The following is a 12,359-nucleotide window of genomic DNA, read 5'->3' as shown; positions in this document are numbered from 1 at the left end:
CTGGAAGAAGATGTCATATATTGAAAGATGCCTACCCTTTGCATGACTTAGAATAAGTAACGGGTTAAGTGACATATTTCGATTCCAATCCGATTTGGAATTACGCCGTCACTTAAACGAACGTATAAATGACGAAGGGGAACTGCTGTGTGGGTCGGATACATGCGCGTCTCCAAGGCCGACGGGTCCCAGACCACGGACCTGCAGCGAGATGCGCTCCTCGCCGCCGGGATCGGTCCGAAGTCCTTCTATGAGGACAGGGCCTCCGGGAAGAAGGAGGACCGGCCCCAGTTGGTAGCCTGCCTCAAGGCCCTGCGTCACGGCGACACCCTGGTCGTGTGGAAGCTGGACCGGCTGGGCCGGGACTTGCGGCACCTGGTCAACATCGTCCACGACCTGACCGAGCGCGGCATCGGACTCAAGGTCCTCACCGGACAGGGCGCAGCGATCGACACCACCACTGCCTCCGGGAAGCTCGTCTTCGGGATCTTCGCGGCCCTGGCCGAGTTCGAACGCGAACTCATTTCCGAGCGCACCCTTGCCGGTCTCGCCTCCGCCCGGGCCCGCGGCCGGAACGGAGGCCGCCCCTACAAGATGACCCCGGCCAAACTGCGGCTCGCCATGGCCTCCATGGGCAAGCCAGGCACGAAAGTCAGCGACCTCTGCACCGAACTCGGCATCACCCGCCAGACCCTCTACCGGCACGTCTCACCTACCGGGGAACTGCGCCCCGACGGCGAAAAGCTACTGAAACCAGTTCATAACCGCGGGGCCCACGACCCGGGCGACTTCCCGTGAGGACCCATGGCGCGCCGAGGGGTCATCCCTCGGCGCCGCAGCATCAGGTGAACCTACGCCACGGGGCCAGCCTGTGCTGCACGGGCGGGAGCGGATCGGGCGCCGACGGCACGGGCTGCAATTTCGGCCAGCCCCAGAACCGCGAATGCGACGATGCCGTGCAGGATACCCAGACCGGGTACGGCGAAGGACGCAAAGGCAAGAGCGACCTGAATCACGACGGCCAGTAGCAGCCACGCCGACCACTTGACGCCAAGTCTCGCGATCAACGCGATAAGTAGCAGCACGATGGCCAGCGGAGGGATGATGAACTGTCCCACGACCTGGTGCACGTCGAAACCCGCGAAGTCCGTGTTGTCAGTGATGGGTTTGCCATCTTGTACGTATTGGCCCATCGCGAACGTCGCCCACGCAATGGCGGCCGCCTGAACGACGACACAAACAGCAATGATGTGGCAGATAACCCGATACGCCTGATGCATGGCAAATTCCTCGTCCCGGTCGGCTACGCGTACAGTGAACCAATCCGCGTCAGCCTGGCGCCGAGACTACGCCCGGGCACAGGGGACCGTCAACGCGCAGAAGAGACCCTACCAACGGCCCCCGACTAGCGGAGGCCAGCACTCGTATGTCGCGGCCACTGAGCTGACCTGCTCTTAAGGGACGACGCGGAAGTAAAACGCAGCCGAAACGGATTTTCCGACATAGGTTTAGCCCATGAAGTCGTCGAGCTCGAAAAACGCCAACGCTGAGCCAACTGCAGCGCAGAGCCCTGCGCCTAGGCCGCTTCCGAAGAAGGCCTTGGAACGAATACACCTTGGGCAATCCTTCGCCGAATACGACACTTCACTGGAAAGCCCTTCAGTCTATGTCCACACCCCAGCTCTCCAGGCGGCATCGGATCCGACTAACCCTCATTGCTTCTTCGTAGGCAGACGGGGGACCGGAAAAACAGCCACCGCGAAGTTCTTGTCACAGAACAGCGAGCGGGTGACGGTCATTCGTCCTGAAATCTTCTCACCAAGCAGTCTCCAAATCCCGATCTCCGAGTTCGAGCAGGCCAACCAAAAACCTTTTCGCTCCCTACTCGCTGCATTCAAGCGCAGCCTGCAGGATGAAGTTTTGTTCCAGGTAGAAACGAAATCTAAGCGCCTCGATCGAAGTACCCAGGTTCTGCTCCAACGAGAGCGTGACATCTATGGCCCCATGGACTTCGACCTGCGAGTCCTCCACTTCATCAAGGGCTTCACCGAACCTCTGGCTGAAAAAGATGACCTGAAGTGGCTTGAGGAACTTAAGGTCACGAATAGTCTCTCGAAGGCTATGGGATCTCTCATTCTCGAACGGAACGCTCCCTACATCGTTCTGCTCGATGCGATTGATGACTTCTGGGACGGTTCCCAGCAAGCAGTCCTCTACCTGACTGCACTCATGCATGCGGCCGTGGAGGTGAATAGCCGAGTTCCAGGGGTCCGAGTGCTTGTGTTTCTCAGGGAAAACATATTTGAACGAGTTCGCCTTGTCGATACCGAGTTCGCCCGTCTGGAAACCTGCGTCGTCGGGTTGGACTGGACTCAAGAACAACTCATAGAGATGATCGAGCGGAGGACCAACGCACCTCTTCCCTCGAAGCTCCCCCTTGGCGGACAGACTTGGGACGCTTTGTTTGAGGACGGAGGCGAAGCCCGACGTATGGTCCTAGATTTTTGCCAGCATCGACCGCGCGACGTCCTCACTTACTGCAGTCTTGCGCTGGACACCGCCCAAGCACACAAGCACGATCAGATTCTTCTGGACGACCTACATGACGCCCGCCGCCGCTTCTCCGATAGCCGACTGAAAGATCTAAGCGACGAGTACCAGGAAAATTACCCTCAAATCGCCGTTGTCCTAGAGACCTTTTATGGACTCGGACAGCGCTACACCACTTCCGGAATGCAGGATCTTCTGGATCGACTTTTGGCCGACAGACAAGCCATAACTCACTGCGGGAAGTGGTTGTACGAATATTCGACCGTAGAGAAGTTTGTACGACTGCTCTACGACATTGGATTTGTAGGCCTCAAGGAATCGCGTAAAGGCAATTCCAAGGCTCGATTCCGATCACTTGGTCCGAGGGACACAACTCCTCCTCCAATCTCAGAGAGCACAGAAATTGTGCTGCATCCCTCTTACCACCCGGCCCTGGACCTCCAGGACGTGCTAGTAGGAAGCTTGGATCAAAACCAGGAGATCCGTCGTACGGGAATCATACTGGACCTTCCCGGTCAATTTTCCCTCGATGAATATCAGGAATATGTCGAAGGCCTACACGAACAGATTAGGACGGTAGAAGTAGGCAGAGATCATGCCGCTGCCTTCGAGACCGTCGTGGGTGAAACCCTGGAGCTCTGTCTCTTTCGGAGTCTGTACAACGTTAAGGCACAGGAACGCGATGTCGATGGCACCATTCGCCGGGACTGGGTCGCATCCAACAGGGCACAATTTGGGTTCTGGGAGATGATGCGCCAACGCCACAAAGCCACGCAGGTGATCTTCGAATGCAAAAACTACGAGGAACTCAAGGCCGCCGATTTTCACCAAGCGGCATATTACATGTCTGGAGCGGCAGGGAAGCTCGTTATCATAGTATTCCGTGGCGATACGCAGAAGAAACACTATTACGATCACGTGAAGCGGATCTTCTCCGACAAAGAAGGCATTGTATTGCTGCTGAACGATAAGGATCTTGCTGTCTTTGCACGTCAGGCACTAAAAGGAAAGGTCAAGGATGACCACATTCAGGATCGCTACGACATGACCGTACGGCTCATCTCCTAGCAATCCGGATTAAGTGAAGCCACACGCTGATAACAGCGCATGCGTGATCAGTATCCTCAAGCACCACCGATCAGGTACTCATTTTCTACCACCAGGAATCACTGTTTCGCTTCATCTAGCTCTGTAGTCCAAGCCGGCCCGCCCCGGGTGCAGACGTGTACCCGAGTTGTCTCACCGCACCGTGCTGTCTCGGAAACACCTAAAACACGCCGCGAGACACGATGGGCGGTGAGGCGACTTTACAAGACGCCCGCCGTCTGGTGGGATCCGCGTGATTCCGGGGTATCGATCATTCGGGAGGCAGGGCGTGCGGTGTGTTGTAAAGCTGTACATTGACAAGACACTCTAGGCGGAGCGTCTGACCTACCTGGCGTTGGCAGCTTCGTCCTGGAATCCCTCAATGGACACGAGGACGATAATCGTCGTCAAGGGAGAAGACGTCTCATCCATCGACCGCGGTTCGTCCACGCTTGCAGGCTATTTCGCCGAGAGGCGCCGGTTGCCGAAGTCATACTTCCCGGGCTGCAAGCCCTATGAATTCCAATACTTGCCGTGGTCGTTCGCGACGCAGAGCTGTCCCGTTCCTCCGCATTCGCTGCACGGACTCGGCTCCCACATCCCTAGGTTTCTGACCTCTCCGGATCCATCACAGACTGAACAATCCTCAGTTTCAACGTAACAGCGCTGGCATACCGGCATTTGGGGCCTCCGTTCGTGGGCTGCATAGCTCGCAGCGGCCAATGACTCCCCGAACATGGCTTTCATTGCACGAGGAGAGCGCCCCAGCTCACTCCGTCAGTTCTTCTTCCACGGTCAATAGGTCACAGTACGCTCCGGACTCTGTCGGTGGAAGAGATCGCGTTGACTGACTCCAAAGGTCGCCCAAGCTTTCGTCCGTTGATCACTCCATTCATTGAAGGTTCAGATTTGCCTATGCCTTGACATATGCACACTACGTTGTGCATAGTGTGCATAGAGAGAATGGAGGGGCAAATGGCCCGGCTGAACATATACCTGCAGGATGACTTGGCGGCTTCGGTCAAGAGAGCCGAAATTGAGGCTTCTGCAATTTGCCAGAAGGCACTTCGAGAGGCCGTACAAGCTAGAGAGCAGGGGGTGGGCGGGCAGATCGAGGCGTTGACCGCCGCATTGCGGCTTCAACGCACTACTCCGCAAGGCCGCCGGGCGATCGGTGCGGCCGACGGTGCTCGATGGGCGAAGGAAGCTGCGACCGTAAGGGAGCTCCGCGACATCAATGAGCTGATCGTAGAGCCGATTGGAGAGGAAGACGACGAGGATCGAGAATTCATGCTTGGGAGGGCCGACGCCGTATCTGAGGGCAGCCAAAACTTTCTCAAAATCGGTCAGCGCTCGGACTTCGAAACCCTGGGCCCGTGGCTGCGGAAACACGGTTCCTGCGTTCTCTCCTCCGTGGAACCAGATGACCTTGAGATTGACGCCGACGAGTATCTTGCGGGATTCATAGACGCAGCACAGAACACGTGGCGCGAGCTGAAGCCATTGATAGAAGAGGACGAAGCTATCCTCCGCAGGCGCATCGAACTTCTCCACGACGTGGAGCGCGCCATGGTCGTCCGCGACAGCACCACCTCAGCCGCCTCCGCTGATGGCTGGCCGGCGGCTGAACCCGACGCTCCTGGGGACGCGTCGGACTGACCGAAAATGCAACGAAGGGCCCGCTGCAACGGGCCCTTCGCGCCAGGATCCGCACGTGCGCGGTCCCACCACTCCCAAGCGTAAGGGACGGACCTGGCTCTCACCCACCCACCGGCGCACGAGCGCCAAAGACAGAGAGAGCCAAATGATGTTCGATCGGACCCACGAAACCGCACCCAGCTGGCATCTGACCTACCACGCGCGCCGGCGGGCCGCAGAACGGGGCATCACCTACGCCGAGTTGTTCGGAGCCGTGAATCAGCCCGAGGTGACCTACGACCAGAGCGACTATGGACCGAACCGCCAGATGCGCCAACGCGGTCGCATTAGCGCCGTTGTCGATCTCTCCACCGGCGCCGTCATCACCGCAGTCTTCCGGAGCCGGGACCATTGGCTCGCGCAGACCGTGAGGAGCCACGGATGACCGCGCCAGCCATCCCGGCCGTGTCGGAGCTTTCCCAGGAATGGGTGACCAAGACCGAGCTGATGACCTACGTCCGCTGCCCGTACACCTACTCGCTCCTGCATCGGGGCGAGATCGACCCCGCTGACCTGTTTGACGATTTCATCCTGGACCTCATTGCTCAGGGCCAGGAGTTCCATGACCGGGTTGATGCCATGGCGCCCAGCGTCGAGCTCACATCCCTCGAACAGCTTGACGAGTTGCTCGAGCAGGGCACGGTCTGCCTGCATCCGCCTCTTCTCTTCAACGAAGAACTCAAGATCTACGGTCAGCCCGATGGCATCGACCCGCGGAACGGAGCGTTCTGGCCTATCGAGTACAAATCGCACAAGGACGTCCGTCCCTCCGACGAACTCGAGCTAGCCTTCTACTGGCTTCTCCTCACGCCCCGCCGCACCACTGGAACCGACAACCCCAAGGGCGTCATCATCCTGCGCCGTGACGACGAACCGTGGCCCGTCGAGGTTGTCATCCCATCGCACCGCATCGCTCAAGTGACGAACTACCTCGCCGAGGTCCGCCAAGCCCGGATTACACCGGCGGAGCCTCGTTTGTGCAAATGCCATGTCTGTACCAACGTGCGCCGCGACGAGGTGCGACGAAGCACGATCGCCCGAAGGCACGTGAGCCTTCTGCACGGCGTCGGCTTCGAATTCGAACGCGCCCTGTCAGGGCTTAAAGTGCGTGACTACCTCGGCTTGTTGGAATGGGACCCTGACAAGCTCGCGGCGGCGATCCGCCACCATGGCGGGCCACGATGCTCCGCCTCGATGATCCGACGCTGGCAAGAGCACGCTCGTGCCTTCCAAGAAGGCGCAGCACGGGTCTTCGGAGATCCGCCGCCTCTTGGCGACGCGTTCATCGTAGTCGATCTCGAATACCTCACACCCCCATGGGGTGAGCGGATCTGGCTGGCAGGGGCCGCAGTGGTCACAGGGGCCGGTCCCACACAATTCCATCAGTTCTGGGCCGACGACACTGACGAGAACGAACGAGTGCTCCTCGATGATCTCCGAGGTCTTCTTGGCGAACACTTACAGCTGCCGATCGTGACGTGGGCGGGTCGCGGTGCTGACCTGCCTGCGATGGGCAAGGCTGCCCGGAGACTCCAGGAGACGGATCCCTTTCTCGGCCGGGAGCACATTGATCTGTACCTTTGGGCCCAGCGCAGCTTCCGCCTACCTGCGCCAAGCCTCGGCCTCAAAGAAGTCGCCGAATACTTCGCCGTCCCGCACAATTCAGACATAGCTGATGGGATGCAAGCTCAGATGCTCTACTTCCGGGCCGATCAACCAGCCGAATTGGAACCCGCTGTGAAGCAACGGCTTCTGGCCTATAACCGGGACGACCTGGACGCTACTCTGGCCGTGGCTCAGGAGATCAAAGCACTAACCCTCGGCGCAGGTGTCCCGAGTCCACGGTTTCCCCAATCCCGATAGAGGCCGCGAGCAGCCTGCGTATTGTACGCGGTCAAGGGTGGGCCGGCGGCCCATCACGAAGTGACGCGCACCGCTCTTGACAGTGCGGCAGGAGCAGCGACAATCAGTCGCCGGGATGGGGGGAGTTTCGGGAGGCTGCGCACATCCGCCGGCTGCGTTTGGTGTGGTTCCYGCGTGTGGTGACCTGGCGGTTGTGTGCAGGCGGTCAGSTGGTTCCTGTCGTCCATCCTGTGTGCAGGAAAAGCCCGAAGGATGAAGCTTTTGCTGTGCMYATGTGGGCGAGAGGCTACCCGTGGTGCTGCGTCTGTTCAGTCTGTTCCGATGCCTTCGGCGTCGGTCTGCTCCGACGTGCCGCACGCTTGCGAACGCGCAGCTTCTTCTCCGGCTCGTTGAGGCCGGCAGAGCGCAGTTCGTCGGCGGTCCAGCCCGCCGTGAGCGCCGCCTGGTAGCGGCGTGCATCCTCGTCTTCAGCTGCGCCAAGAGCGTCGCGTGCGTCGGCCACTTTTTGCCTCGACTTGACCAGCTCACGCACAGAGTCCATCCGGTTGCTGAGCCGCTGCTGCAACTCGTTTTCAATCTTCTCTGCATCAATGTGGGTAGCCATGGCACTCAGTCTAAAGGAAGGGTCATTTAGCCCCAAGGGCTGCCGAAATCCCCAGCAACGTCGTAGCGGTACATTCGCTTTCAGGACTTTTATTCTTCCAACACAGAGTCATCAAACGGAGCAAGCTATACACTTATGTGCCATAAGTGGGCTTGATTCTCGACTTCGTGCCGAGGATGCGTCACACTGGACGTGTGATCCCGGAATATCCGGGGCGCTGCGCTGGGCATGGAAGGCGGTACTGCAATGGCTGAGGAACAGGGTTCCAGCCGTCGCTTGAACCGTCGTCGCCGTGCGAACATCGACGGTGAAACCCAGTACGTGCGCGTCTCCATGTCGGAGCAGGAACGGACCCGCCTTTACGTACTGGAAGAACAGACCGGGCGCAGCCCCTCAGAGATTCTGGTCAGCGCCGCACTTTATGCGCAGTCCGCCGATTCACTGGCGGAGCGTCGCGCCCTGGCTACCGAGTTCATGGCAGCCCGCCGCTACCTAGCGGCACTGTCCAACAACGTGAACCAGCTCGCGAAGCATGCCAACGCCACCGACGAGTTTCCCGAGGAAGCCCGCGTGGCCTTGGGCCGCGTCCGCGCAATTGCAGACCGCGTGAACGGCATCATTGACGGTTTGGCCGACTGATGATTCCGAACGTCACCAAGGGTGACCGCATGGCCGGACTGCTCGTCTACTTGGCAGGGCCTGGTCGTGCCAACGAACACACCGACCCGCACCTGGTGACAGGTTCCGCTCCGATCATGGCGTGGCATAACGACGACCATCTGAACCGCGATGCCGCCCTGTCGATCGCGCACCAGCTCGACCAGGCGAAGAACGTTCTCGGAGTGGACGTCAAGGGCGGTCACGTATGGCATTGCTCCCTGAGCCTTCGCGCCGAGGAAGGCGACCTCACTGACCAGAGGTGGGCGGAGATCGCCAATGAGTTCATGGACGAAATGGGCTTCACTGAGGCCAGCGGCAAGGCCCCTGTGTCATGGGTGGCGATCCGCCACGGACACAGCAAGGCCGGCAATGACCACATTCACATTGCGGCTTCAATGGTGCGTGAGGACGGCACTAAATGGAGCAGCCACCTGGACTACAAGCGTGCCCAGGAAGCGGCCCGTACGCTTGAAAAGAAGCACGGTCTGGAAGAACTTTCTCCCGTCTACGCAATGCGTGGACTGCGACCCGGTGAGCGCGAAGCAGCCGAGCGCCGCGGAGTGGAAGAACCGGAACGCCGTTCACTTGCCCGCAAGGTCCGGGCTTGCGCAACTGCCGCCCAGGACGAGGCCGAGTTTGTGCGTCGCTTCCGGCGTACGGGTGCCATGATCAAACCGCGCTACGCAGCTGGCCGGGATGACGTTGTGGTTGGCTACTCTGTTGCCGAGCGCCCGCCCAAGGGAGGCCGGCCCGTATGGTTCGGCGGTGGCCATCTGGCCAAGGACTTGACCCTTCCGCGACTACGGGGAGCGTGGGCCGACAGTCCCGAACTCTCGGACGGAGCCGTAGTCGAATGGGGAGCAGCCGCACGGGGCCGGCGGCCCGTCAACGTCGGCCGTGAGGCGCACGTACCAGATCCCCAGATGTGGGAGCAGTACAGCAACGAAGTTGCCCGGCTGCGGGAGAGTTTGCGTGCTGTCCCGATGGACGATCACGCGACCTGGGCGCACGTCGCCCGGGAGACTTCAGGTGCGTTCGCAGCCTGGTCAACGGCCACGGAATCGACGCCGGGACCGTTGGCAGCTGCGGCCGACGAATTGTCCAAGACGGCCCAGCTGCGGCGATACCCGGTCCGGCCGGTCCGCAGTGTCGGTCCGTCTGCCCGGGGCGCGTCCCTGGTCCTCATGGCGGCCAGCATGGGAGCCACCGGAACGGCCGCCCAAGCGGTCATGTTGCGCCAACTGCTGAACGTCGCGAAGGCCGTCCATGACATGCATAAGGCGTCCAACGACCTGCGCCGGGCACGCCAGATCAGTGACCTGGTGAAGCACCAGCTGAGCCAGGTTGCCGCCGCGCTGCCGAGCGTTCCCGCGTCGGTGTTGGCGGTAGACGGTGAGGCGGCCGAAGCTGTGCGGACGAGCGCGGCCGGCCAGACTCCTGCGCGCTCCGCCGGCTCGGTGCTGCCGCCGAAGTACGAGCAGGCACGCACGCACGCAACCACCCGAGGCGGGACCACTCGCCCGGACATTGAGAGATAACACCAGGAGGGGAACCATGGGTGAATCTGACGGCATCGACGAGGCTATCGAGGGAGTGTCACGCGTCGGGCTGACCGTTGCCGGCCGGCTTGGTGAGCAGGTGGCCAGGGCACGCGAGCAGGCCTTGCGCCGCGCCCAGGCGGCCGAGGAACAGCAGGCCCGGGAGTTGCAGGCCCGGTTCGACGCAGAGCGGGCAGCAGCCCGTGCACAGCTCGCCCCAGTGATGGACAACCGGTGGTGGGATACGGCCGGCAGCCGCGACGTCGAGAGGGTGCACGAGGTGGCCACCGCGTGGAAGGACCACGACCCGGCGGCGCGCAGCGCGGCCGAGGTGATCCGCGACCAGGTGCAACGCCGCTACGGCCTGGACGTAGACAACCTGGGCGCCGACGATGCGTCAGTGGCTGCTGCCCTGGCGAAGGACGAACGGGACGGAGAGCAGGCAGAGAAGGAGCGTAGCGCCGGCCGTGACGAGAACGCCCAGGCCGCGCAGCTGCTGGCTGAGGCCGCCCGGGAAGACCAGGACCGCGAACAGGACGTGACCGAAGAGAACCAGCTTCCCGAGACGCTGCGCGAAGAAGCCGGCCTCAAGTACGACTCGGCCGAGCGCCGGCAGGAGCTGGCGGCCAGCCTGGAAAGGGTGGCCGACCGTGAGGCCGTTCAGGCACGGCTCAGCGCCGACCAGGACCAGGGCACGCCACCCGGCGCGGCCGTCGCCGAGGCGCCAAGGCGCAGTTTAAAGGCCCGCAAGGCGCGCGGAACCAACGGCCTGCAAAGCTCCTTGCAGAAAGGTCTTAGCAGGTAACAAGGGTCCAGTCGGATCGTGGTCACGACTGGCCAACGCGGTCCGTCCATTCCGAGCACCACTCGGTGATCCCGGTTGTGAGAGCATCGATTCGTGCGGCAGAGTCGTTGCTCTGGTCTGTCGACCGAGCAATCACTTCGAGCCAACGGCACAGCATGCGGTGTCCCTGCTGCAAAGTGTCGAGGCCGCCCTCCGAAAGCCGACCATCGCGCCCGACTGGGTCGAAGGCGCGTAGAGCGTCAGTCGCCCGCTCGTAGACCTTCGCTATCTCTTGAATGAGAAGCCAATGGCGAAGGAGCGTCGGATCTTTCGGCCGCCACGGGAGCTTCCAGCCTTCCTGGGGCATCTCGTCGAGACACTCTGGAGCACGGTTGGAGACGATTCGTTGATACGACGTCCCCGGAACCACATCCATCAGGCTGAGCGGCGTTTTAAGGTATGGATAGAGATCCAGTTCTTCGATGAACTCAATGTTCTCGATTATCTCCGCGCATGTGCTCAGGGGGTGAAGCATGATGAATCCGGCCTTGAGTCTGATACCCGCACTACGTAGTAGACCGACCGCTCTTACCGAGTGCTGAATTTCGGCACCCTTGCCAAACAGGCGTAGCTGCGATTGACTGCCCGACTCAATGCCAACGAAAACTGATGTTACGCCTGCGGCCTGCAGGAGGTCGACGGATTCTCGGGTTATGTCCGGAGATCGAGCAAACATACTCTTTGGCACGTCGGTTCCGAGTTTCTCACGTGCGACGCGCGTGAGAAACTCCGCTCCTCTACTAGCCATGGGGTCGCCGCGCCCCCCAAAGAGCTCCTCGTCAACGAAGTTGATTCGCGGAACACCGAGGCCGATGAGGTTCTCATAGTCTTTCCAGGCGTTCTCAAGCGGAGCTGGCCGGTATACACGATACCGGTCGATACCGAGGGCACGGTGAAACCCGGCCTCAGCCGTCAAATGACAGAAGGTGCAGGCTCCATAGTCGCACCCACGACTTACCTCCATGTTGGCGGCTACATACGGAACGCGCGTGGAGTCGTCCACCCAAAGGCTTCTGTCCGGGGCGGCAAGTCCATATGGATGCACTTGACGGGCGAAGCTGAATTGCACGAGCCCCTCCTCTGACCTGAACCATGTGTTCGGCACCTTGGCAGGGGATTGATCGCGCAAGAGGTCGACTAACGCGTCTTCCCCCTCTCCCTGCACTGCGACCTCGACGCCTGGACACCATTCCAGGACCCGCGCCCCAAATGCGGCGACGATACTACCTCCGGCGATCAGGCGAGCACCTGGGAAGAACTCCATCACGAGATCGACACACGTGCGGAAATGTTCAAGCTTCGGCCACATGCTTGAGAGCCCGACTACATCAAATGTCGCGGACGTGCGCTGCAGAGCTGCACGAAGGGATATCTCCGACCGAAGCGAGACCTCATCGATCAAGGTAATGTCCCAGCCCTCGAGAGCCGCCGACAGGTGTCCACTGAGCGCCGCGATCCCCAGCGGCTCCGTCGGCGAAAAATCACGTGCGCCGACATGAATGAGCAGAAGTCGCAA

11 protein-coding genes are annotated in these 12,359 nt (G+C 60.8%); 8 read left to right on the top strand and 3 right to left on the bottom strand.

Features of this window, described 5'->3' with window-relative positions; translation table 11 throughout:
• Positions 1-147 precede the first annotated feature (147 nt).
• Positions 148-798 (top strand): recombinase family protein, encoded by a 651-nt coding sequence (locus AC1DJW_RS17175; RefSeq protein ID WP_476901949.1) that lies wholly within the window; start codon positions 148-150, stop codon positions 796-798.
• A 53-nt stretch (positions 799-851) separates the two neighbouring features.
• On the opposite strand, the gene AC1DJW_RS17170 is transcribed toward AC1DJW_RS17175, so the two are convergent.
• Positions 852-1,280, bottom strand: coding sequence for a hypothetical protein (locus AC1DJW_RS17170; RefSeq protein WP_476901948.1), 429 nt, complete (start codon positions 1,278-1,280; stop codon positions 852-854).
• 235 nt (positions 1,281-1,515) lie between these two features.
• Between AC1DJW_RS17170 and AC1DJW_RS17165 the strand changes: the two genes are divergently transcribed.
• The 4 genes from AC1DJW_RS17165 (at position 1,516) to AC1DJW_RS17150 (ending at position 7,197) form a co-directional block, all read left to right on the top strand.
• Positions 1,516-3,618 (top strand): P-loop ATPase, Sll1717 family, encoded by a 2,103-nt coding sequence (locus AC1DJW_RS17165; protein ID WP_476901947.1) that lies wholly within the window; start codon positions 1,516-1,518, stop codon positions 3,616-3,618.
• Positions 3,619-4,611: 993 nt separating this feature from the next.
• Complete coding sequence (locus tag AC1DJW_RS17160; protein ID WP_476901946.1) at positions 4,612-5,295, top strand: hypothetical protein; 684 nt, start codon at positions 4,612-4,614, stop codon at positions 5,293-5,295.
• Between the two features lie 145 nt (positions 5,296-5,440).
• Entirely contained in the window at positions 5,441-5,719 is a 279-nt protein-coding gene (locus AC1DJW_RS17155; protein ID WP_476901945.1) for a DUF4258 domain-containing protein, read from the top strand.
• A complete protein-coding gene (locus AC1DJW_RS17150; protein ID WP_476901944.1) occupies positions 5,716-7,197 on the top strand; it encodes a TM0106 family RecB-like putative nuclease in 1,482 nt (493 codons plus the stop codon). Before AC1DJW_RS17155 ends, AC1DJW_RS17150 begins: the two co-directional genes overlap by 4 nt.
• 286 nt (positions 7,198-7,483) lie before the next feature.
• Here the strand turns inward: AC1DJW_RS17150 and AC1DJW_RS17145 are convergent, their stop codons facing one another.
• The gene (locus AC1DJW_RS17145) at positions 7,484-7,801 is read right to left on the bottom strand and encodes a hypothetical protein (RefSeq protein ID WP_476901943.1); all 318 of its coding nucleotides are present in this window, start codon (positions 7,799-7,801) and stop codon (positions 7,484-7,486) included.
• Positions 7,802-8,047: 246 nt separating this feature from the next.
• On the opposite strand from AC1DJW_RS17145, the gene AC1DJW_RS17140 reads away from it, so the two are divergent.
• Genes AC1DJW_RS17140 through AC1DJW_RS17130 form a run of 3 tightly spaced genes read left to right on the top strand, consistent with a single transcriptional unit; the run spans position 8,048 to position 10,804 of the window.
• Positions 8,048-8,440 carry a MobC domain-containing protein gene (locus tag AC1DJW_RS17140; protein ID WP_476901942.1) on the top strand — a complete coding sequence of 131 codons (393 nt, stop codon included), beginning with the start codon at positions 8,048-8,050 and terminating at the stop codon, positions 8,438-8,440.
• Positions 8,440-9,999: a relaxase/mobilization nuclease domain-containing protein gene (locus AC1DJW_RS17135; protein WP_476901941.1), complete on the top strand. Its 1,560-nt coding sequence runs from the start codon at positions 8,440-8,442 to the stop codon at positions 9,997-9,999. Before AC1DJW_RS17140 ends, AC1DJW_RS17135 begins: the two co-directional genes overlap by 1 nt.
• Positions 9,989-10,804 (top strand): hypothetical protein, encoded by an 816-nt coding sequence (locus AC1DJW_RS17130; RefSeq protein ID WP_476901940.1) that lies wholly within the window; start codon positions 9,989-9,991, stop codon positions 10,802-10,804. Before AC1DJW_RS17135 ends, AC1DJW_RS17130 begins: the two co-directional genes overlap by 11 nt.
• 22 nt (positions 10,805-10,826) lie before the next feature.
• Here the strand turns inward: AC1DJW_RS17130 and AC1DJW_RS17125 are convergent, their stop codons facing one another.
• Positions 10,827-12,359 carry a B12-binding domain-containing radical SAM protein gene (locus AC1DJW_RS17125; RefSeq protein ID WP_476901939.1) on the bottom strand — a complete coding sequence of 511 codons (1,533 nt, stop codon included), beginning with the start codon at positions 12,357-12,359 and terminating at the stop codon, positions 10,827-10,829.

This window comes from Arthrobacter sp. 05L417 (assembly GCF_056397865.1).
Note: the sequence above shows the minus strand (reverse complement) of the source record. Positions and strands in the feature narration are given on the sequence as shown.

Coding starts and splice junctions, on each gene's coding strand:
- AC1DJW_RS17170 (WP_476901948.1), bottom strand. CDS start 1,280: ATGCATCAGGCGTATCGGGTTATCTGCCACATCATTGCTGTTTGTGTC.
- AC1DJW_RS17165 (WP_476901947.1), top strand. CDS start 1,516: ATGAAGTCGTCGAGCTCGAAAAACGCCAACGCTGAGCCAACTGCAGCG.
- AC1DJW_RS17160 (WP_476901946.1), top strand. CDS start 4,612: ATGGCCCGGCTGAACATATACCTGCAGGATGACTTGGCGGCTTCGGTC.
- AC1DJW_RS17155 (WP_476901945.1), top strand. CDS start 5,441: ATGATGTTCGATCGGACCCACGAAACCGCACCCAGCTGGCATCTGACC.
- AC1DJW_RS17150 (WP_476901944.1), top strand. CDS start 5,716: ATGACCGCGCCAGCCATCCCGGCCGTGTCGGAGCTTTCCCAGGAATGG.
- AC1DJW_RS17145 (WP_476901943.1), bottom strand. CDS start 7,801: ATGGCTACCCACATTGATGCAGAGAAGATTGAAAACGAGTTGCAGCAG.
- AC1DJW_RS17140 (WP_476901942.1), top strand. CDS start 8,048: ATGGCTGAGGAACAGGGTTCCAGCCGTCGCTTGAACCGTCGTCGCCGT.
- AC1DJW_RS17135 (WP_476901941.1), top strand. CDS start 8,440: ATGATTCCGAACGTCACCAAGGGTGACCGCATGGCCGGACTGCTCGTC.